Origin of the sequence: Micromonospora humidisoli (genome assembly GCF_016900955.1) — a bacterium.
Lineage (GTDB): Bacteria > Actinomycetota > Actinomycetes > Mycobacteriales > Micromonosporaceae > Micromonospora > Micromonospora wenchangensis.
Genome location: NZ_JAFEUO010000011.1, coordinates 90016 through 112709, shown reverse-complemented (window position 1 = coordinate 112709; position 22694 = coordinate 90016). Strand labels below are relative to the sequence as shown.

The 22694-nt window shown below is 68.9% G+C and carries 11 protein-coding genes; 9 read left to right on the top strand and 2 right to left on the bottom strand.

Annotated elements, in window-relative coordinates; genetic code table 11:
• Positions 1 to 105: 105 nt before the first annotated feature.
• Complete coding sequence (locus JQN84_RS29485; RefSeq protein ID WP_204961859.1) at positions 106 to 3411, bottom strand: non-ribosomal peptide synthetase; 3306 nt, start codon at positions 3409 to 3411, stop codon at positions 106 to 108.
• An 845-nt stretch (positions 3412 to 4256) separates the two neighbouring features.
• On the opposite strand from JQN84_RS29485, the gene JQN84_RS29480 reads away from it, so the two are divergent.
• Positions 4257 to 6356: a BTAD domain-containing putative transcriptional regulator gene (locus JQN84_RS29480; protein ID WP_204961858.1), complete on the top strand. Its 2100-nt coding sequence runs from the start codon at positions 4257 to 4259 to the stop codon at positions 6354 to 6356.
• Here the strand turns inward: JQN84_RS29480 and JQN84_RS29475 are convergent.
• Positions 6280 to 7131: an alpha/beta fold hydrolase gene (locus JQN84_RS29475; protein ID WP_204961857.1), complete on the bottom strand. Its 852-nt coding sequence runs from the start codon at positions 7129 to 7131 to the stop codon at positions 6280 to 6282. The genes JQN84_RS29480 and JQN84_RS29475 overlap by 77 nt on opposite strands.
• A gap of 265 nt (positions 7132 to 7396) precedes the next feature.
• Here JQN84_RS29475 and JQN84_RS29470 point away from each other — a divergent pair, with 265 nt between their 5' ends.
• The 8 genes from JQN84_RS29470 to JQN84_RS29435 all read left to right on the top strand — a co-directional run bounded on the left by JQN84_RS29470 (position 7397) and on the right by JQN84_RS29435 (position 22686).
• Entirely contained in the window at positions 7397 to 8410 is a 1014-nt protein-coding gene (locus JQN84_RS29470; protein WP_204961856.1) for an aldo/keto reductase, read from the top strand.
• A gap of 141 nt (positions 8411 to 8551) precedes the next feature.
• On the top strand, positions 8552 to 9565 hold the full coding sequence (locus JQN84_RS29465; protein WP_307821483.1) for an amidinotransferase: 1014 nt from the start codon (positions 8552 to 8554) through the stop codon (positions 9563 to 9565).
• Between the two features lie 3 nt (positions 9566 to 9568).
• Positions 9569 to 10564: a fatty acid desaturase family protein gene (locus tag JQN84_RS29460; protein WP_239486424.1), complete on the top strand. Its 996-nt coding sequence runs from the start codon at positions 9569 to 9571 to the stop codon at positions 10562 to 10564.
• Positions 10561 to 11424, top strand: a complete 864-nt coding sequence (locus tag JQN84_RS29455; RefSeq protein ID WP_204961854.1) for a hypothetical protein — start codon at positions 10561 to 10563, stop codon at positions 11422 to 11424. The genes JQN84_RS29460 and JQN84_RS29455 overlap by 4 nt, the downstream gene beginning before the upstream one ends.
• 188 nt (positions 11425 to 11612) lie before the next feature.
• Positions 11613 to 16124, top strand: a complete 4512-nt coding sequence (locus JQN84_RS29450) for a non-ribosomal peptide synthetase (RefSeq protein ID WP_204961853.1) — start codon at positions 11613 to 11615, stop codon at positions 16122 to 16124.
• Positions 16125 to 16136: 12 nt separating this feature from the next.
• Positions 16137 to 18137: an amino acid adenylation domain-containing protein gene (locus JQN84_RS29445; RefSeq protein WP_239486423.1), complete on the top strand. Its 2001-nt coding sequence runs from the start codon at positions 16137 to 16139 to the stop codon at positions 18135 to 18137.
• On the top strand, positions 18134 to 21370 hold the full coding sequence (locus tag JQN84_RS29440; RefSeq protein ID WP_307821482.1) for a non-ribosomal peptide synthetase: 3237 nt from the start codon (positions 18134 to 18136) through the stop codon (positions 21368 to 21370). The genes JQN84_RS29445 and JQN84_RS29440 overlap by 4 nt, the downstream gene beginning before the upstream one ends.
• Positions 21371 to 21372: 2 nt before the next feature.
• Positions 21373 to 22686 carry an MFS transporter gene (locus tag JQN84_RS29435; protein WP_204961851.1) on the top strand — a complete coding sequence of 438 codons (1314 nt, stop codon included), beginning with the start codon at positions 21373 to 21375 and terminating at the stop codon, positions 22684 to 22686.
• Positions 22687 to 22694: the final 8 nt, after the last annotated feature.

Genomic DNA, 22694 nt, shown 5'->3' with positions numbered 1-22694 from the left:
CGGCATCCGTATGCGCGGTATGGAGCGAGCCGCTGATGCCCGCCGGACAGCGACCGGGACACTGCTGTGGTCACCGCCGAATCAGGGTGTCCCGGGTGCCGTCCCTCATGCCCTGCCGTCGTGGTGGATCGGATTCGCGTCGCCGCTGTCCTCTCCGACCTCGACGAGCAGTCTCGCCACGTCGTGGTCGGAGAGTTGGTCGATCTGTTGAATGAGCCGGGCGACGTCGGTGACCCGGTCGGCTCCACCGGTCTGCCGTACCACCGTCGCGAAGGTCTCCACCGTCGACGCGTCGAACAGGGCCCGGATGGAAAGGTCGACACCGAACATCGCGTTGACCCGGGAGACCACCTGCCCGGCGAGTAACGAGTGACCACCGAGAGCGACGAATTCGTCATGGACATCGATGTCGCCAGCTTGGCCCAGGACCTGGGTCCAGGTGGCGGCGATCACCGCCTCGACGGCGTCTCGGGGATGCTGCCTGACCGTCCGGGTGGTCGTCCGGACGGGGGGCAGCGAATGCCGGTCGATCTTGCCATGCGCCGTGTTCGGCAATTGGTCCAGCGGGACGAAGGTGGAGGGAATCATGTAGTCGGGTAGACGGCTGGCGAGATGCTCGCGCAACGTATCGGTCGCGAGCCCGGCCGCGCCCGGTCCGGTGATGTAGCCGACGAGGCGGGTCTGGCCCTGCTCGTCCTCGTACGGTGTCACCACCGCGTCCTCGATGCCCGGGTGCGCACGGAGCGCGACCTCCACCTCCGCGGCCTCGATCCGGTGCCCCCGGAGCTTGATCTGGTGGTCCAGCCGGCCGAGGAACTCGATGTCCCCGGTGGGCGTGTACCGGACCCGATCGCCCGTGCGGTAGAGACGTCCGCCCGGCACCGGGGAGAAGGGGTCGGGGACGAACCGCTCGGCCGTGTGGCCGGGCCGCCCGAGATAGCCGCGGGCCAGTCCGGCACCGGCGATGTGCAGTTCACCCGGAACCCCGACGGGGGCCGGAAGTAGGTTGTCGTCGAGCACGTAGGTTCGCAGGTTGTCGATCGGACGCCCGATCGGAGGGGGGCGGTCGGGCGACGTACCGGCGCTTGCCGGCGAGACAACGGCCATTGTCGTGACAACGCTGGCTTCGGTCGGACCGTAGTGGTTGACCACCGTGTATCCGCAGTCGGGGCGAGGTCTCCCGCGCAACACGTCTCCCCCGACGAGAAGCGCGCGTAGCGCCAGACCGGAGGGCGGCGGCAACCGCAGGACCTTATCGGCCAGCGGCGTCGGCAGGAAACTGACGGTGATCCGCTGCCGCGCCAGCCAATTGAGCAGCAGGTCCGGCCGCAGCCGGTGCTCGTCGTCGGCAATGTGCAGGGTTGCGCCGGCCGTCAACGTGGGCCAGATCTCCCACACCGACGCGTCGAACCCCGCTGCGGCCACCTGTGTGGTGTGGTCACCTGCCGTCAGCCCGTAGCGCTCGACGTGCCATGCCACCAGGTTGCTGAGCCCGGCGTGGGGCACCGCGACACCCTTGGGCCGCCCGGTCGATCCGGAGGTGTACAGGATGTAGGCGAGGTTGGCCGGATCGGGATGCGGACCGGGATCACCTACGGTCGGCGATTCGTCGGCGGACGCGTCCCGGTCGACGTGTAACACCACCCGGTCGGCCGGGTGCGGCAGGTGGTCATCAAGCTCGACTGTGGTTATCACGGCGCGGGCCCCGCTGTCGGTCAGGATCTGTTCCTGCCGCACGACGGGATAGCCGGTGTCCACCGGCACATATGCTCCGCCGGCCTGAAGGACGGCCAGCAGCGCCACAACCAGGTTCGCAGTGCGCGGCAGACGTACCGCCACCGGCACGTCCGGACCCACACCCACCGTACGAAGGCGCCCGGCGAGCCGGCGGGCGCGCTCAGCGAGCTGCGCGTAGGTCATCGCCTCCCGCCCGTCGATCACGGCGATCGCATCCGGGCAGGTGGCTGTCCGGAGGGCGACGAGTTCCGGGACGGTCCGCACGGGGTGCTCCCGTGCCGTCGCTGTCCACTCCGTGATCTGCCGACGATGTTCCGCTGCGGACAGGATCGACGTTTCGTCCAGCGGTCGGCGTGGATCGTCCGTGAGCTTGGCGATCAGCGTCTTCAGGTGTCCCGACCATCGGGCGACGGTGGCGTCGCTGAAGCGGGCCGCCTGATAGTCGATCGTGCCGGACACCCCGTGTGACCCTCGGCGTAGCGTCAGGGCTAGCTCGGATCGGGCGATGACATCGTCGAGATCCAGCGGCCGTACCGTGATTCCGGGAAGCCGGATCGGGTGGGGCCGCTCCGCCGCGATGTCTACCGTCACCGGAAGAATCGGCCAGGTCTCCGACGCTGCGCCCGAGAGTGAGCCGGCGGCCACACCGGCGGAGGTGGACCGAGAGGCCAGCACGTCGGCGGCCAGGTCGACGGCGTCGGCGAGACGTCTGACGCCGGACAGGTCCAGCCGGACCGGTACCGGTCCGGCCAGTCGACCGATCAACGGGGCGTCGCCGGCCTGGTTGCGGCCGTCCACCAGGTATCCGAGCAGAATGTCGCGCTGCCCGTTGAGCCGGCTCAGAAGGATGCAGACCACGGCCAGCAGCACCGCGTCGTGGTCTTCGGGCCGGGCCGCCCCGGGCTCGATCCCCGGACCGGCCGCAGCGGTCAACCGTGTCAGGGTGCCATGCGCGACGCTGAACCTACGTCGCCGACCGGCCGCGTCGGGAATGTCCCGCCGTCGATGGTCGGCGAGCGGCCGGACCGGCTCCGGTGTGCCGGCCGGCCAAGGCTGCCCCTGGTGGGGTGCGGCCGGGCGCGGGGGGACGGCAGCAGTGCCCGGGTGGAGCGTCACGGCGGCGTATTGCACCGGTGGTGGCAGGAGCGTGGCCACGTCGCGCTTCGTCCCCGCTCGGTAGAAGGTCGAGATCTCCCCACAGATGATGTCCACGGACCGTTCGTCGGCGACCAACCCGTGCATGATCAGCAGTAGACCGTGTCGGTCGGTGCCCAGCCGTACCACCCGGGTCCGCAGAAGTGGCTCGGTGTCGAGGTTGAACGGCTGCCAGGTCGCCTGATGGGCGTGCCGGCGGAGGATCTCCTGCCACGTGCTGCGGGGGCTGCCGGCTTCGTTGATGACGGCGAAGTCGACGACGCTTTCGTCGTAGGCTATGGCGACCGGCGCACCGTCGTCGTGCTCACGAAAGGTGGTGCGCAGTATCGCGTGCCGTCGGACGACGCACCCAACTGCATCACGCAACCGTTCGATATCGAGCGGACCAGACAGCACGTAGCCGCGGAACAGGTGTTCCGCCGGGGATTGCGGAAACAGCCGAAGCTGCCGCCATAACGCTTGGAGGTGGATTGGCAGTCGCCATGTCATCGGCTGGTCGATGTCGCGCCCCTGCCCCACCGTTCCTCCCCTGCGGATCCGTGGCCCCGTTCCCATCATGGAGACCCCCACGCCCGGAAAGTTGACCGGGAAGGGACACGAGCGGCTCCGAACGGACGACTGAAAACACTGCTCATGGCGATCGGTGGCGCATCGGTACGGGCGACTTACGGACTCACTGCCGGTGCCGTACGGGAAAGCGATCCGCTGGTGCCTGAAGGTCAGGGTGAAGGCGTGCGTGGAACCGGGTCGGTGGTCAGCCGGCCAGGACGGTGTTGAGGAGGTCGGCGGCCGTGGGCCTCGGACGGGTACGCCTTGTCGGCCGGCCGGCACCCTGTCGGGGTGGATCCGTGGTCGGCCTCCACCGGGGCGGGGCGCCGCGGGTGGTGGTCGGATCGCGGCGCTTCCCGTCCCCGGCTGACCAGCTCAGCCATGTCCCGACAACCGGAGGACCACAAGGGGATCACGCCCACCGCCACGACAGGCGGCCCGCAGGCACGCCCTCGACCTAACCGCATCGAACAACAGCGATCAACAACGCAGGGCCGAAAGTGCCGACCTCGGCGATGAATGATCGAGGTGGGGATTTCGAGACATCCCTTTAGGTCGGCGGGGAGTCTCCTAACGCCCACCGGACCAGTCCGAGTTTACACCGTGCAGAAGGTTATGCCGCCGGCCATCGTCGGAGTGGTAGGAGCTTCCTCTCATTGACATAAGCATAGATCAACTGTAATGTCTGCAACCGAATCAGCAGAGCACGGGGGTAGCAATATGCTGAGCGCATTTTGCCATTATTCGGGCAAATCTGGTTATTCCGAATCTGAACCGCCGATAAAGCATGTCGGGGCTCGGCGGGGTATCGGCCGATGAGCGCCACCCAACGGCGTGCCGCGGGTTCGCCGGACTCGGTCGGGCAGCGGGTCCGGGCACTGCGACGCCGGGTCGGCCGGACTCAGGAGGAGTTGGCGGCGGAGGCGAGGATCAGCCTCGGGGCCCTGCGTGACCTGGAGCAGGATCGGGTCACCCAGCCACGCGCCAGCACGCTGCGTCGGATCGTGGCCGTGCTGTGCCAGTCCCCGGCGGAAGCGCACGAGTTGATGCGGCTGGGTCAGGGCGATCCGTTGCTCGCCCACCACCTGCTCATCAGGGTGCTCGGGCCGCTGACCGTCGAGGTGGACCGGGTGCCGGTGGACCTCGGCTCGGAGCCGCAACGGATCCTGCTGGGCGCGCTGGCGGCCAGACCCAACACGGTGGTGAGCGTCGAATCGCTGGTGGAACTGATCTGGGGCGCCACCCCGCCGCCAACGGCCGTGGACCTGTTGCGGTCCCAGGTTTCGCGACTGCGGCGTAAGCTGCGGTCCAGCCGCTCTCCGGGGAGCGGCAGCGGTGTGCTGCTCGCCAACCGTGGCGGCTATCTGCTCTCGGTGGAGGACAACCAGATCGACCACCTTGTCTTCGAGAGCGAGCTCGAACGGGCCCGTTGCGATCGGTACGACGGCCAGTTGGAGTCCGCCCTCAAGGCATACCAGCGGGCGATGGCCATGTGGCGCGGAGACCCGCTGGCCGATCTGCCCGTCCTACACCTTGAGCCGCCGGTCGCTGCCCTGGTGCGCCAGCTGCATGCGGCGATCCTCGACTACGCCGACACGGCCGCCGCGATCAACCAGCACGAGCAGGCGTTGCCCCTGCTGTACCGGATGGTCGAGGCCAATGCGCTGCACGAGCCGGCGCACGCGCGGCTCATGGTCGCGCTGGCCGCCACCGGCCAACCGGCCGCCGCTCTCGGCGTCTATTCCGGCCTGCGCGAACGACTCGCCGGTGAGTTGGGCGTCGACCCGGCACCCGATATCCAAAAGGTGTACCAGGCGATCCTGAGCGGCCACACTCCGGGCGAGGACGCGCCCGCCGATCCGCCGTCGCCGATAGAGGTGACGGATCGTGCCGACGACACCACCCTGACCGTACCCACCCAACTGCCACCCGACTCGTTCGGCTTTGTCGGCCGGGCGTCGGCTCTGGCTCAACTCGACGCGATGCTGGAGGCGGCATGCCACCAGACCACGGGGACACCGATCGCGTTGATCTCGGGCACAGCGGGCGTCGGAAAGACCACCCTGGCGGTGCACTGGGCACACCAGGTGGCCCGCCGGTTCCCCGACGGGCAGCTCTACGCGAATCTGGGCGGATTCGGACCGGATGCCACCCCGGCCCAGTCCAGCCATGTACTGGAGAGCTTCATCAGGTCCTTGGACAGCCGAGCGCCGGTGCCGCCGACGCTGGCCGAGCGTACGGTGGCGTTCCGCAGCCTGTTGGCGCGCAGGCGGATGCTCGTCGTGCTCGACAACGCCCGCGACGCGGAGCAGGTCCGCCCGCTCCTGCCCGGCTCTGCCGACTGCTTCATAGTGGTCACCAGCCGGGATTCCCTGCCCGGCATGGCGGTGATCGAAGCGGCGACGCCGTTGCTGGTCGATCTGATGAGCGTGGGGGAGGCGCGGGCCCTGCTGCGCAGCCGGCTCCGCGCCGACCGGCTGGCCGTGGAGCCCGATGCGGCGAACGAGTTGATCGAGCTGTGTGCCCGGCTACCGCTAGCCCTGGCCATCGTGGCTGCCCGAGCCGCCACCAACGCCGACCTGCCCCTTGCCTACCTGGTCGAGGACCTTCGGACGGAACGTGTGCTCGACGCGCTCCGGCACGGCGACGCCGCGACCGATCTGCGTCGGGTGTTCTCCTGGTCGTACCTCGCGCTGGACGGGGCGACCGCCGGCCTGTTCCGGGCCCTGGGCACCCGTCGCGAGCCGGAGATCGGCCTGGCCGACGCGGCCGCCCTCGTCGGCGGCCCGGTCGACCGGATCCGCCAGCACCTCGGCGAGCTGACCCGTGGGCAACTCATCAAGGAGTACCGTCCCCGACGGTACGCACTGCACCGTCTGATGCATGCGTACGCTGCCGAACTCGCGGCGGCGTGACCGGTGCGGGCTCGTCCTCGGAAAGGAAGGCGAGCATGAACTGGTTCACTACGTCCGGTCTTTCCATCGGCAGGTGATGGGAGCCGTTGGGCACCACGCCCAACCGGCCCTCCGGCAGCGCCTGGTACATCGCCGCGGCGTGCGCCACGTCGACGATGTCGTTGTCGCCGATCAGGATCAGGGTTGGTGACCGCACGCCGGCGAGCCGATCCAGGGTCACCCCGGTCGGGGCGCACCACAGCCGCTTCAGCTTGTCGAGCACCACGGCGAAGTGACCGGGACCGTCGGGCGACAACCTCTCGTACGCCTCGGTGTAGGCGGGTATCGCCCTCGCGGTCAGACCGGACATGTATTCCACCGTGCCGGGCCGCAGGCCATCGAGGTTCAGCGCCTGTCCCATGAACACCAGGCGGCGGACCCGCTCGGGCTCACCCATGGCGACCAGGAGCCCGACCAGGGCGCCGTCGCTCCAGCCCACCAGGTGCGCGGTGGAGATGCCGAGCGCATCCATGAACGCTGTCGTGTCGCGAGCCATCATCTCGTACGACAACGGGCCTGGCACGTCCGGCGTACGGCCGTGTCCGCGGCGCTCCGGCACCAGCACGCGGTACTGCGCGGCCAGCGCCACGGTCTGCGGCTGGCACATCTCCGCGGTGCACAGCCCGCCGTGCAGGAACAGCAGCGGCTCGCCGCTGCCGCGCTCCTCGTAGTACGTGCGGACGCCGTTGACGACGACGTAGCCCTCCCGGGTCCCTCCACTCTCCACCCCTGGCATCGGATCTCCAATCCCTCGGAAGTGCAGGCATTGTGCCGCGGGGGCGATCCCGTACCCGGGCGGCCCTCACCCCGTAGGCGCTACAACGGCCGTACCGAACCCGCGTGCGGGCCTGCGTCGCATCACTGATCAGCGTCCCGGCGGTGGCCGGCGCATCGCAGCGCTGTCGACTCGACGTCAGGTCTCTGGTGCAGCATCGAGACAGGCGATCGAACGCTGCGCGGCTGGCTCACCGGCCGCATCTCTACCTCGTCCGGAGGCGCGCATGGAGACCAGGGTCGGCAACGCAGCACGGTCGCTCGGTCGTCAGGGTCTGTCGACCTTTCCCGTCGGCCTCGGCTGCATGGGTATGTCGCAGGACTACGGGCCGGCCGACGAGCAGGAGAGCATTGCCACGATCCAACGTGCCGTCGACCTCGGCGTCACGTTGATCGACACTTCGATGAGCTACGGGGCAGGTGGAAACGAGCGCCTGGTCGGACGCGCTCTGGCGGGGCGGCGCGACGAGGTGGTGCTGGCGACCAAGTTCGGCATCGTCCGGGACGTGCCGGGCGGCCCGGCGCGGGTTTCCTGCCGGCCGGAGGACATTCCGAAATACTGCGACGCCTCGTTGTCGCGCTTGAACGTCGACCATATCGACCTGTACTACATGCATCGGATCGACCCGCAGGTGCCGATCGAGGAGACCATCGGCGCGATGGCCGAGCTGGTCACCGCCGGCAAGGTTCGCTATCTGGGGGTGTCCGAGACCGGTCCTGAGGAGCTGACGCGGGCCTTCGCCGTACATCCGATCACGGCTGTGCAGTTCGAATGGTCGATGTGGTGGCGCGACCCGGAGGACGACGTGGTTCCGGCGGCCCGGCGTCTGGGTGTCGGTCTGGTGCCGTACAGCCCGCTCGGCCGGGGCTTCCTGACCGGCGCGGACCTGGGTACGGAGCGGCTGACCGCCGACGACGACCGGCATCTCGACCCACGACTGCACGGCGAGCACCTGGCCCGGAACCGGGCCATTCTCGACCGGATGCGGCAGCTCGCCGCAGAGCTGCAGGTGACCCCCGCCCAGTTGGCGCTGAGTTGGCTGCTGGCGCAGGGCGATGACGTCGTGCCGATTCCGGGGACGACCCGTCGCAGCCGTCTCGGAGAGAACGTCCGGGCCGCCACGATCAACCTCTCCCGCTCCGATCTGGAGCGGCTGGACGAGGTGGCGCCCCGGCACGCGTGGTCCGGCGACCGGCAGACCTTCGCGCCGTACCGCACCGTCCGCAGGCCGACGCAGTAACGGCGACCCGGCCGTGTGAGGCCGATGGAGGAGCCCCCCTTGAAGATCGACCCGTCACCCGTCCCGTATCCCGGGGCCTCCCGTTCGTGCGAGCCGGCGAACCCGGTGATGTCCCACAACGAGTGGGACCCACTGGAGGAGGTGATCGTCGGCATCGTCGACGACGCCACCTTCCCCCCGTGGCACCTCACGCTCTCGGCGGTGCTGCCCGCACAACATCACGGCACCTTCCGCGATCGGGCCGGCCGGCCGTTCCCCCTGGAACTGGTGGAAGCCGCGCGCCGTGAGTTGGACGGGCTGGCCCGCCTCCTGGAGGCGGAGGGGGTGACCGTCCGCCGCCCGGAGCCCCTGCCCCAACGACGCGGTTACACGACCCTGGACTGGACGAGCACCGGCATGTACGCGGCGATGCCCCGAGACGTGCTGCTGGTGTTGGGTGATCAGATCATCGAGTGTCCGACGGCGTGGCGGTCGCGCTACTACGAGACACTCGCCTACCGGCCACTGATCAAGGAATACTTCAGGAACGGTGCCCGCTGGAGCACCGCCCCCAAACCGGAGCTCAAGGACGAGCAGTACGACCTGGACTGGGCCGAGCCCGGTGCCGGCGAGCCGCAGCGGCTCGTGGTGACCGAGTTCGAGCCGACCTTCGACGCCGCGGACTTCATCCGGTGTGGCCGTGACATCATCGGCCAGAAGAGCCACGTCACCAACGAGTTCGGTGTGCAGTGGCTGGCGCGGCACCTCGGCGAGGAATACCGCCTGCACATCTTCGAATTCGCCGACGCGCACCCGATGCACATCGACGCCACGCTGATGCCGCTGGCCCCCGGAAAGCTGTTGGTGAATCCGGAGCGGGTGCCACAGGTGCCCGAGCTGTTCAAGGACTGGGAGATCATTCCGGCGCCCCAACCCGTCATGCCCGACTCGCACCCGCTGTACTTCACCAGCAAATGGATCAACATGAACCTGCTGTCACTCGACGAGAACCGGGTGCTGGTCGAACGGCAGGACGAGCCGATGATCTCGGTACTCAAGAAGCACGGCTTCACGCCCGTCAAGTGCGACTTCCGTCACTTCAATTCGTTCGGCGGATCGTTTCACTGCGCAACCGTCGACGTTCGCCGACGCGGGAGCCTGCAGTCCTACTTTTAGGAGATGACGATGCGGGTGTGGAAGAACTCACCGCTCGACTCGATCCTGGTCGCCTACAGCGTCGTGCACCTGCTGGCGATGTTCTGGTTCGCTGCCGCGTGGGATTCTGCCGCAACGGGCCAGCGGGCGGCGATGGCCGTCGGTACCTGTTTTCTGATCACCTACAACATCATTGTGGTCACCCACCTTTTCACCCACCAGTCGTGGTTCGTTTCCGGACGGCTCAACGCGCTTGTTTCGCTGATCAATTCGATCAACGTCGGACAATCGGTGCAGGCGTACCAGTTGACGCACGTGCGTAACCATCACCGTTTCAACAACGATGTCAAGGGTCCGGACGGTTCCACCAGAGACCTCAGCTCCACCTACCGGGATGGTAAGGCGGGTGAGCATGCGCCGTTGATCAGTTACGCCGTCGGTGGAGCAGTGTCCTCCCTGGTGGGTCGGGCCCGGGAAGTGCTGGCAGGGGCATGGCTCTGGCGAGTGCGCCGCACCGAGACGACGATCATGTCCCTGGTCGCACACCGTGAGCCGCGTCAGGGACGCGAGCTGCGGCAGGTGCAGCTCGACCGTGCCGCGCACTGTCTGTCGCTGGTGGCGTTCGCCACGCTGTCCTGGCGCTGGGCCCTGTTCGGCTACCTGCCGGCCTTCTTCCTGGCGCTGATTCTGGTGAACGTCCAGAACTACTACCGGCACTACGGCGCCGACCCGCACGACCGGGCGGCCGACTCGGTGAGTCACTACGGACGCCTGTACAACCTGCTGGCCTTCAATGACGGCTACCACCAGGAACACCACCTGAGCCCGACCACGCACTGGTCGAGGCTGCCCGCGGTTCGTGAGAAGGCGCGCAACCGGCTGGACGCCACGACGCGCATCGTCAGCCCGGTACCCGCGATGGTGGGGTTCCTCGACGTCCGCCGCGCGCTTCTGCATCGGAGCGCCGGCGTGGGCGGGGATGCCGCAGCTTCCGGACCACGGCGCAGCGGCAGCCGATGAGCGTCCAGAGCACCGGGCCGTTGAGCGGCCGTACGCATGCCCCGGAGCAGTTCCTTCTCGCGGAGAGCCACCGCGTCGTGGACGTGGACGCCGTCTTCGCCGTACTGCACGGAGAGCTTGCCGCATACCGCGTGAGCGGGTTCGTTGATCCTGCGGACTGCCGGCGGATCAGCGATAATTTCGCGGCGTCCCCGATGCGTACCCCCCGTTACGGCCAAGGGGAGGACGGTGTCGAGGGCTACTTTGTCGGGGCCTCCCACATCGAGAAGACGACCGAGAGCTATCTGGACGAGGTCGAACGGTTCGCCCACGCGGTGACGATGTTGTGGGAGGGCACGCGCGACGCACTGGGAGACTTCCTCGCCGTGCTGCGCGGGCACCAGCCCCCGGTGCCGATCAGGCCCGCTGCTCACGGCGGGCGGGCCGCAGGCAGCGCAAAGGCCGTCTGCTGGACCGGTACCGGCGAGTTCCTTCTGCTGCCGCACGACGATCTCGCCCAACTCAGCGATCCGTTGCAGGCGGGATTCGAGATCCAGACAGTGCGTCGGGTGATGGCGATCAACTTCTACCCGTACGTGCCCGCCGGCACCGGCCAGCTGAAGCTGTGGAACCTGGAGCCCGACGACGAGTCCCGACGCCGGTTGGGCCTGGCCCACAGCGGCTATCCGTACCCACCGGAACTGCTGCGGGAGGTGCCGAGCCTCGACGTGACGACAGGCACCGGGGATCTGTGTGTGATCAACGGAAATCTGGTCCACGCGGTCCTCGGCGGCCGGGCAGCGCCGGACGCCGGCCGACGCCTGTTGCTCGCCTGCTTCAGCGGGCTGAACGCCGACAACGAGATGATCTGGTGGACCTGACCCGCCCGACGGTTTGCGGTCAGCCCGAAGCAAGGAGTCGAGTGGTGGCCGTTGGGCAGCAACCGGGCCGGGAGGATGAGCACCCGCCGTACGGCGGGCAGTCCCGCCCCACACGTACGGCGCGACTGAGGCAACGGATCCGGGCCGCCCAGGACCGCGCGGTCGCGGCAAGGGGAAGCCTTCGACGGGTGTCCGGTCCGCCCGTCACCTCGTACGCACAGGAACGGCTGTGGCTGACCGAGCAGCTCATCCAGGACGGCACGGACTACAACGTTCCCTATGCGTTCCGTCTACGGCACGCAACGGTCGACACCGCGGCGCTGGAGCGCGCGCTGTCGGACGTGGTCCGCCGGCATGAGGTGCTGCGGACCCGGTTCACGTCGGACGACGACGGGATCAAGCCGCTGGTCGACCCGCCGGGGCCGGTCCGGTTGCACCGGGTGGATCTGACCGGCAGGGGCCCGGACCGATTCGAGGAGGCGCTACGGCTGGCCAACACCGAGGCGTTGCGGCCGTTTGATTTGCGGTCGGGTCCGATGTTGCGGGCGATGTTGATCGGGTTGGCTGCTGATGATCATGTTTTGGTGTTGGTGGCGCATCACATCGCGGTTGATGGCTGGTCCATGCCGATTCTGTTCGAGGATCTGTCGGCGGCGTACGCGGCCTATGTCAACGGGACCAGTCCCGGGTTGGCCGAGCCGGTGGTGCGGTACACCGATTTCGCCTACTGGCAGCGTGCCTGGCTGGACAGTGGTGTGCTGGACGAGCAGATGGCCTACTGGCGTGCCCAGCTAGCCCACCCGACCCGGGCCGAGGTCCCTGCGGACCTGCCCCGCCCGGCGGCGCGTAGCGGCCGGGGCGCGGTCGTGGAGTTCACCATTGACGCCGAGGTGACCCAGCGGGTGCACCGTCTGGCTCGGGAACACAGTGCCACCCCGTTCATGGTCCTGCTGGCCGGCCTCTACGCGGTGTTGACCCGCTACACCGCGAACACCGACGTCACCATCGGCACTCCCGTGGCCGGGCGTGGTCAACCCGAACTCGAACGACTGGTCGGCTTCTTCGTCAACACCCTGGTCCTGCGGCTCAACCCCGCCGGCACCCCGACCTTCACCGACCTGATCGCCCACGCCCGACGCACCGCCATCGACGCCTACAGCCACCAGGACGTCCCGTTCGAAAAGCTCGTCGAGCAACTCGCCTCCGACCGCGACCCCAGCCGTGACCCGTTCTTCCAGGTCATGTTCTCCCTCGACGACAACGACACCAGCACCCCACAGCTACCCGACATCACCATGACCCCCCTGCCACTGGACGCCAACAACGCCAAGTTCGAAATCAGCATCGCCCTGGCCCACCACGACGACCACCTCATCGGCGCGGTCAACTACGCCACCGACCTGTTCCATCCCGAAACCGCCACCCAACTGGCCACCCACTACACCCGCCTGCTCACCACCGCCACCAACCACCCCGACCAACCCCTGCCCACCCTCGACCTACTCACCCCCACCGAACAACACCACCTCCTCACCCAATCCACCGGACCTTCGGCCGCCGTGGCTCCGCCGTTGGTACACGACCTGATTCTGAACCGGTGCAGCCGTACGCCTGAGGCGATCGCCGTGGTCGACGGCGCACAGACCCTGGACTACCAGGGGCTGGCGCACCGCTCCGGCCGCGTGGCCGCCCGGCTGTCGGCGGCCGGCGTGGGTCCGGAAACGGTCGTCGGCATCATGCTGCCGAGATCCGCAGCAACCATGGTCGCCATGCTGGCGGTGCTCCGGGCCGGGGCGGCGTTCATGCTGATCGACCCGGACCAGCCGACCGGCCGCATCCGTCGGCTGCTGGAGCTGGCCAGGGCGGGGGCATTGCTGACCACCGGGGCGGTGCCCGACGGCCTCGCACCCGACACCGTGGCGGTCGTCGACGTCGACACCGGTCAGGTCACCTCCCTGCCCTCCGCTCCCGGGTCACGCCGTCAGCGGTCGGTGGCACCCGACAACCTGGCCTACATCGCCTTCACCTCCGGGTCGACCGGGGAGCCCAAGGGGGTCATGCTCACCCACCGCGGCTTGTCGAATCTCATGCCCGACGTCGTCGAGTGGTATGAACTGGCCGCCACGCACTCCATGGCCGCGCTCGCTTCGGTCGCGTTCGACGTGGTCATCCTTGAGTACCTTCCGGTGCTGACCGCGGGCGGACGGGTGGTCGTCCTTCCGCGTGAGCTGGCGGCGGACGGCCCAGGATTGGCCGAAGCGATCCAACGGCATCAGATCACCCATGTGCATGCCACGCCGACGACCAGCTCCCTTCTGCCGGACCGGTGGTCGGCTCCGCAGCTGTGTGTGTCGTCCGGTGGTGAGGCGCTGACCGCGGATCTGGCCCGCCGGCTCGTTCCCCGGGTGCGGTCGGTCCTCAACGTGTACGGCCCGGCCGAGGCCACCATCTGCACCACCTTCAGGGCGGTGACTGAGCCGGTCGCCGGCACCCCGGTGGTGTCGATCGGGCGGCCGGTACGCGGGATGATCGTCCGCATTCTGGACGACTCGCTGATGATGTGCCCCACCGGAGTGGTCGGCGAGCTCCATGTCGGCGGCACCGGGCTGGGCCGTGGCTACCTGCACCGGCCAGCGTTCACCGCCGACCGGTTCGTGCCTGATCCGTTCGGCCCTCCAGGAAGCAGGTTGTACCGCACGGGCGACCTGGCACGGTGGCTTCCGGACGGCTCACTCATGTACCTGGGGCGGCGGGACCACCAGGTGAAGATCCGGGGCCAACGGATCGAGTTGGGCGAGATCGAAGCAGCCCTCCAGAGTCAGCCGGACGTCGCTCACGCGGCGGTCGTGGTCCGCGGCGAGGCACCGCACCAGCACCTGGCCGGCTACGTGGTGTGGCACCCCGGGCGCGCCGGCACCTGGGCGAAGGTGCGTGCCCACCTACGCGCGACGCTGCCCGCCTACATGGTGCCGTCGACGCTAGTCGTGCTGGACCGCCTGCCCCGGACGGCGAACGGCAAGGTGGACCGCGCCGCACTGCCCGTCGCTGCGACCGGGCACGGTGGCCCGTCGACCGGTGGTCACCGCGACGAGATCGAAGCGCTGGTGGCCAGCGTCTGGGCTGGCGAACTGGGCGTCGAGCACGTGGCCCCGGACGACGACTTCTTCGCGCTCGGTGGGCACTCGCTGCGAGCGGTACGGGTGCTGTCCCAGCTGCGCGCCCTGCTGCGGGTCGACCTGCCGCTGCGGGTGATGTTCCAGTCCTCCGTGCTCGCCGAGTTCGTAGAAGAGATCAGAGCCCACCTCGGGCAGGCGCGGACCGGGATACAGCGGTGCCCGGAAGGCGTCGACGCGCCGCTGTCCGCGGCGCAGCGGCGGCTGTGGTTCCTCGTCAACCTGAGGCCGGACCGGCAGGACTACAACAGCTACGTGGCGATGCGGGCGCGCGGCCCGCTTGACGAGCCCGCGCTGAGCGCAGCGCTGTCGTACGTCGTACGTCGCCACGAGATCCTGCGGTGCCGCATCATCGGGCGGATCGACGAACCGGTCCTGGCCTGCCTACCGCCGGTCAGCGTCGTTCTCGACCGCGTGCGGTTGCCAGCGACGGTCTCCGAGGAGCCGATCGCCTGGGCGCGAACGGTGGTGACCGAACTGGCGTTGCGGCCGTTTGATTTGCGGTCGGGTCCGATGTTGCGGGCGATGTTGATCGGGTTGGCTGCTGATGATCATGTTTTGGTGTTGGTGGCGCATCACATCGCGGTTGATGGCTGGTCCATGCCGATTCTGTTCGAGGATCTGTCGGCGGCGTACGCGGCCTATGTCAACGGGACCAGTCCCGGGTTGGCCGAGCCGGTGGTGCGGTACACCGATTTCGCCTACTGGCAGCGTGCCTGGCTGGACAGTGGTGTGCTGGACGAGCAGATGGCCTACTGGCGTGCCCAGCTAGCCCACCCGACCCGGGCCGAGGTCCCTGCGGACCTGCCCCGCCCGGCGGCGCGTAGCGGCCGGGGCGCGGTCGTGGAGTTCACCATTGACGCCGAGGTGACCCAGCGGGTGCACCGTCTGGCTCGGGAACACAGTGCCACCCCGTTCATGGTCCTGCTGGCCGGCCTCTACGCGGTGTTGACCCGCTACACCGCGAACACCGACGTCACCATCGGCACTCCCGTGGCCGGGCGTGGTCAACCCGAACTCGAACGACTGGTCGGCTTCTTCGTCAACACCCTGGTCCTGCGGCTCAACCCCGCCGGCACCCCGACCTTCACCGACCTGATCGCCCACGCCCGACGCACCGCCATCGACGCCTACAGCCACCAGGACGTCCCGTTCGAAAAGCTCGTCGAGCAACTCGCCTCCGACCGCGACCCCAGCCGTGACCCGTTCTTCCAGGTCATGTTCTCCCTCGACGACAACGACACCAGCACCCCACAGCTACCCGACATCACCATGACCCCCCTGCCACTGGACGCCAACAACGCCAAGTTCGAAATCAGCATCGCCCTGGCCCACCACGACGACCACCTCATCGGCGCGGTCAACTACGCCACCGACCTGTTCCATCCCGAAACCGCCACCCAACTGGCCACCCACTACACCCGCCTGCTCACCACCGCCACCAACCACCCCGACCAACCCCTGCCCACCCTCGACCTACTCACCCCCACCGAACAACACCACCTCCTCACCCAATCCACCGGATGACAGCGACGAAGGATGGAGACGAACATGGCTGCGCCCGATCGACGCGCGCGTGTCGCCGATGACAACCCGTCCGGTACGCCGGCCGGTCCCGCGACGATCGCCGCGCCACCGGACGTCATCGCTGAGGCCAATGCCACCGAAACCGTGTTTCCGGATGCGGAGACTCTGCTCCACCTGCCGTTCCTCCGACGGGCACGGCAGGAACCGGATCGGGTGGCGGTCATCCATGCCGGTGGCTCGCTGACCTACGGCGAACTCGCCGGACGCGCCGAGGCGTTGGCCCGGGTGTTGCGCCGAAACGGCGTGGCGGCGGGACAGGTGGTCGCCATCGTCATGGACAAGGGCTGGGAACAGGTGGTCGCCGCAGTGGGCGTACTGCTGGCCGGGGCCGTTTTCGTGCCGGTCGATCCCGGATTCCCCACCGAACGGCTGCACCATCTGTTGGATCACTCGGAGGCGGGATGCGTGGTGACCCAGGGTGCCGTGGACGATCGGCTGGACTGGCCCCGGGGGTTGCCCCGGGTACGGGTGGAGGTTCTGGAGCCGGTCAGTTCCCGCGGTGAGATCGACGGGCTCGCCCCGGCCGCGCCCGACGACCTCGCCTACATCGTCTACACCTCTGGCTCGACCGGCTTGCCGAAGGGCGTCATGATCACGCATCGTGGCGCGGTCAACACCGTCCTGGACATGAACTCGCGGTTCGATCTTGTTCCCGGCGATCGCGTGCTGGCCGTCTCCTCGTTCACCTTCGATCTGGCGGTGTACGACATCTTCGGCACCCTGGCGGCCGGTGCCACGATCGTGATGCCGGTTCGTACCCCGATCCCGGACGCGGCGGTCTGGCTCGGAGCGATCCGCGAGCACAGCGTGACCGTCTGGAATTCCGCACCGGCGTTGATGGAGATGCTGGTCGAGCTTGCGGAGGGGCGGGGCGATCGAGGGCGGATGCCGACCCTGCGGCTGGCCCTGCTCGGTGGCGACTGGATCCGTCTCGACCTGCCGAACCGGATCCGGGCGCTGGCCCCCGAGGCGTTGGTGGTCAGCACCGGCGGCGCCACCGAGGGGTCGATCTGGTCGATCCTCTATCCGATCGGCGAGGTCCAGCCCGGGTGGCGCAGCATCCCGTACGGCAAACCGATGGCGAACCAGACGTTCCACATCCGCACGGAGGACGGGCGGGCATGCGGGATCGGCGAGGTGGGCGAGCTGTACATCGGTGGCATCGGTGTCGCGGCCGGGTACTGGCGCGATCCGGCGCGGACGGCGGCCAGTTTTGTGCCTGACCCGGCCACCGGTCGCACCTTGTACCGCACCGGCGACCTCGGCCGGTACCTGCCCGACGGGAACATCGAGTTCCTCGGGCGCAAGGACTTCCAGGTCAAGATCCAGGGCTTCCGGGTGGAGTTGGGGGAGCTGGAGGCAAGTCTCCATCAACACCCTGCGGTCAAGGAGGCCGTCGCGACGGCCCAGCCGGATGCCGCCGGGGACCGGAGGCTGTTTGCCTATGCCACGGTCCGCAGCGACGTCAGCGGGTTGGACCTGCGGGAGTTCCTACGCGGCAAGCTCCCGCACTACATGGTTCCCGACGCCGTGATGGTCCTGGATGCGCTGCCGCTCACGCCGAGCGGCAAGGTGGACCGGGGCGCCCTGCCGGAGGCGTCCGTGCCGGATACGGACCCGGCACACGATCAGGCCGAGGCAGGGTCACCCATCGAGGAGGTGCTGTTGAGCCTCTGGGAGGGCGCCCTGGGGCACGAGCGCCTGGGGGTGGACGTCGACTTCTTCGCCGCCGGGGGCAACTCGCTACGGGCGCTGCGTCTGGTCGCCGCCGTCAACGCCGTGCTGGAGGTGGAGGTGGGCATCGGGCAGCTGTTCGAGACACCGACCGTCCGCTCCTTCAGCGAGAGCTTCAGGCAGGACCCGCAGACCTGGCGTCAGGTCAGCAAACTGGCCGACCAACTCGTACATGAGCAGGAGACGCCAGCCGCGGACGGCCCGACCGCTTCGATGTGACAGGAGGTCACGTGATCGGAAAGAGCGGAGATCCGCCCCCTGCTGTGGTCGGCTCGGTAGCGGCGTTGGTGGAAAACCAGGTGGCCGCGACACCGCAGGCCCCTGCGGTGGTCGCGGCCGGGGTCACGTGGACGTACCGCGAACTGGACGACCGGGCCGAGCGTGTGGCGGGGTGGCTGCGTCGCTGCGGCGCGGGTCGGGAGAGCTTCGTGGCACTCTGCCTGGACCGCTCCCCCGAGTACGTCGCCGGGCTCCTCGGGATATGGAAGGCCGGAGCGGTCGCCGTCCCGCTTCCCTCCGGCCCGCCGTCCGGGTGGATGACGAGGATGGCCACCGTGGGCGCGCTGCGCCTCGGGTTGTACCGGCGCGGCTCCGACGACGGCTCCTCCCCGTGCGGCCCACCCGAGGTACCCGGTGTCGACGACTGGCTGGACACGAACGAGGCCGAGCCGCCGGTCGCGGCCCCGATCAGGGATCCGGACCGGGCCGGCGGTCCGGACGACGCCGCGTACGTCGTGTACACCTCCGGCTCCACGGGCGAGCCCAAGGGCATCGTCGGCCTGCACCGCGGCGTGCTGAGTTACTTTGCCGACCTGCGCGCCACGGGTTGGATCAGTGCCGGGGACCGGGTCCTGCAGTTGTCGGCCGCGACCTTCGACGCGTCGCTCCGAGACATGATCTTCCCGCTGACGGTGGGTGCGCGGGTGGTGATCGCTGCCGAGGGCGGACGGAATCCGGCGGCGGCGTTGGAGGTCATCGCCACCCACGGAATCACTGCCGTTGCGGCGGTGGTCCCGCAGGTGCTGCGGGAGATGGTCCGCGAGGCGGAGCGACGCGACCTCGAACTGCCCGCAGTGGGCGTGGTCCTGGTCAGCGGGGACCGGCTATACGGCGCAGACGTGGCCGCGGCGCGACGTGTCTTCCCCCGAGCCCGGATCGCCAACATGTACGGACCGAGCGAGTGCACCATGACCGCGACCAGGTACGAGGTCGAGGGTGTCCCGCCGGCCGAGGTACCCGTAGGTTGGCCGATCAGGGGCATGACGGCGTACGTCCTCGACGGCGCACTCCGTCCGGTCCCCACCGGCATGGCAGGCGACGTCTACCTTGCCGGGCCGGGGTTGACCCGCGGCTACTGGAATCGCCCGGCGGCCACCGCCGAGCGGTTCGTTCCGAACCCGTTCGGCGTCGACGGTGAACGGATGTATCGGACCGGGGACCGGGCTCGCCTCCGCCTGGACAGCGGTCTGGAGTTCCTTGGCCGCGTCGACGATCAGGTGAAGGTCCGGGGTCAGCGGGTGGAACTGGGCGCGGTCGAGGCCGCCCTACGCCGGCTGCCCACGATTCGGGAGGCCGCCTGCCGCGTCTGGGACGACGAAGCCATCGGCGCGGTTCTGGCGGCGTACCTGACAGCCGACAACGGGCGACGGCTCGATCCGACCGACGTGCGCGCCGCGCTGGCGGCGGAGCTGCCGGAGCACCTGCTGCCATCCGTGTTCGTCCAGGTCGATGCGCTGCCGCGGACAGCGCACGGGAAGGTGGATCGCCAGGCACTGCCGACGCCGTCCGCGGCGCGGTTGCTGGCGGTCGACTCGGCGGTCAGGCCACGGACCGAGACCGAGCACGCCATGGCCCGGCTCTGGTGCGAGGTGCTCGATGTGTCCGAAGTCGGCGTCCACGACAGCTTCTTCGCCCTCGGTGGCCACTCGCTGCTCGTGCTTCGTCTCGTGGCCCGCATACAGGACGTCTTCGACGTGGAGCTGGCACTGCGTGCGGTCTTCGACTCGCCGACCGTCGCGGCGCTGGCGGCTCAGCTCGACGAGGAACTGGCGGCACCGGCGGCACCGGCCGCACCGGCGGGCACGGCTGCAGCGACGTCGGCACCGGCCACCGGACCGCTGTCACCCGCGCAGGCCCACGTATGGCACACCGAGCATCTGGCACCGGGTGGTCCCGCCTTCAACGTGACCGGCCTGCTGCGGCTGCGGGGGAGGCTCGACGTGCCGGCGCTGGAACGCGCGATGACCGAAGTGGTGCGGCGGCATGAGCCGCTTCACACGAGGTTCCCGCTGGTGGAGGGGGAACCGACGGCTGTGGTGTCGGACGCCGCCCCGGTCGGACTGCCGGTGGATCCCGTCGCGCCCGGGGAGGACCCGCACCAGGCGGTACGCGAGCGCCTACGGCTCGCGGCGCGATCGGGCTTCGACCTGATCCGCGGTCCGGTCTTTCGCGTGGGCCTCATTCGGGTCGACGACCAGGAACACTATCTCTACCTGGTCGTCCACCACATCGCCTTCGACGGCTGGTCGATGCGCAACTTCGTCACCGAGCTGACGTCGCTGTACGAGATGTTCGCCGATGGCCGGAGCCAGCCGCTTCCCGCGCTCGCCACGCGCTACCGGGACGTCGTCGCCGGTCAGCTCGCACAGTTGCGGGCTGGCGCCTGGGCGAAGGACATCGACTACTGGCGGGGCCGGTTCGTGGGTGCGTCTCGGCTCATCGACCTGCCGGCCGGATACCCGATCACCTCGCAGCGGCACCAGCACCGGGCCCTACGGCGTCTCGTGCTCGACGCGCACCGCACCCGGCGGCTGCTTCAGGTGGCGGCAGAGCACCGGGCGACGCCGTCGATCGCGCTGCTGACGGCTTACCAGGTGGCCCTGTTCCAGGCCTTCCGCGAGCCGGTGTTCCTGGTGGCCACGCCGGTCGCGAACCGGGTCAGGCCCGAGGTCGCGGAGTTGATCGGGTTCGTGGCGAACACGCATCTGCTCCGGGCGGACATGTCCGGTGACCCCACGCTCACCGACCTGCTCCAGCTGACCAGGGACACCGTCCTGGACGCGTACACGCATGACGGGCCGCCGCTGGAGGCGATCCTGGACGGCCTGTCGCACCAGGATGATCACACGCCCGATCTACGACTGGCCCAGGTCATGTTCAACATGCAGGAGGCGCTGGTCGAGTCGGTGAAGGTGGGCCGGCTCACGGTGGAACCGGCGGACACCGCAGACGCCTGGGCGAGATATCCGGTCGCGCTGTACGCGACCCGCCGATCGGAGCAGATCGAGCTGTTGTTCGTCTACGACTGCGTCCGTTTCCACCAGGACTGGGCTGACACGCTGATGACGGTTCTCGATTCCGCTCTGGTTTCCATGATGGACTATCGTGGCCCCTCGGTATCCGCGCTGTGTCGGCTGGGCACGCCGTCGCAGGCCAATTCCGAGGAGACCTGACCATGGCCCCGACGAACAAAGCGCGTGCACCACTGGCCGTCGTGCTGTCGGCTCACGGCATTTCGCTGACCGGCAATGCGATGACCTACCTCGCCGTACCCTGGTTTGTGCTGGACACGACGGGCGATCCCACCCTTACCGGCATCGCTGCGGCGGCGTCGTTCCTGCCGATCATCCTGTCGATGGCATTTGGTGGGGTTCTCGTCGACCGGATCGGCCACCGCACCGCCAGCGTGCTCGCCGACGGGGTCAGCGCGGTGATGATCGGCCTCATTCCGCTGCTGCACGTGCTCGACGCACTCAGTTTCCCGCTGCTGTTGATTCTCGTGTTCCTCGGGGCCCTGTTCGACGCGCCGGGTAACGCCGCGAAACATGCCCTGATCCCCACCCTGGCCGACCGCGCGGGGATCCGGATCGAGCGGGCCGCCAGCGCACTGGACGTGGTGGAGCGCTGCGCCCGGATGGTGGGGGCACCGCTCGCCGGCGGGTTGATCGCCCTGGTCGGGCCGGTCAACGTCCTGATCATCGACGCTGCCACGTTCGTTGTGTCCGCGCTGCTGATGCTCACGGCCCGGGTCGTCCACCAATCCACGGACACCAGCCGGACCTCCTACGTGCAGGGCTTGCGCGCGGGATTCACGTTCCTCTGGCGTGACCCGCTGCTCCGGTCGATCGCGCTGCTGCTGGCGTTCACCAACCTGCTCGACGTCGCGTACAGCGCGGTGATCATCCCGGTCTACGCCGACCGGGTGCTCTCCGGCGCCGCCTCCGCCGGGTTGCTGCTGGGCACGGCTGCGACGGCGGCGGTGGTCGGAGGGATCACCTTCGGCGCAGTCCTTCACCGGATGCCCCGCTGGCCGGTGTTCGTGATCGCGTTCACCCTCATCGGGTTGCCCCGGTGCATCGCGTTCGCCCTGGAGCCGGGGATGGCGCTGCTGCTGCTGGTGGTGGCCGCGACCGGCTTCTGCGCCGGGATGATGAACCCGATCCTCAGCGTCGCCCAGTTCACCCGGATCCCGGAGCAGCTGCGGGCCCGCACGCTGGGCGCGGTCTCCACCGGCGCCTACGCCCTCGTTGCGGTCGGCCCGGTCATCGGTGGCGGGCTGATCGCCGCAGCCGGGCTCGACCGGACCCTGATCATCCTCGCCATTGCGTACGCGGTGGCTGCGTCGAGTGTCATCTTCTTCCCGGTCTGGCGAGGGATCGGCAAACCCGCCGGGCCGGAGAACGATCCCGAGTCGACCACGCCGGCACCGGTCCACTCGGACGAAGCGGCCGGCTCGGGCGAAAGCAGGGCCACGACCGGCGACAGATAGGTCATAGT

Coding starts and splice junctions, on each gene's coding strand:
- JQN84_RS29460 (WP_239486424.1), top strand. CDS start 9,569: ATGACGATGCGGGTGTGGAAGAACTCACCGCTCGACTCGATCCTGGTC.
- JQN84_RS29435 (WP_204961851.1), top strand. CDS start 21,373: ATGGCCCCGACGAACAAAGCGCGTGCACCACTGGCCGTCGTGCTGTCG.
- JQN84_RS29445 (WP_239486423.1), top strand. CDS start 16,137: ATGGAGACGAACATGGCTGCGCCCGATCGACGCGCGCGTGTCGCCGAT.
- JQN84_RS29475 (WP_204961857.1), bottom strand. CDS start 7,131: ATGCCAGGGGTGGAGAGTGGAGGGACCCGGGAGGGCTACGTCGTCGTC.
- JQN84_RS29480 (WP_204961858.1), top strand. CDS start 4,257: ATGAGCGCCACCCAACGGCGTGCCGCGGGTTCGCCGGACTCGGTCGGG.
- JQN84_RS29470 (WP_204961856.1), top strand. CDS start 7,397: ATGGAGACCAGGGTCGGCAACGCAGCACGGTCGCTCGGTCGTCAGGGT.
- JQN84_RS29455 (WP_204961854.1), top strand. CDS start 10,561: ATGAGCGTCCAGAGCACCGGGCCGTTGAGCGGCCGTACGCATGCCCCG.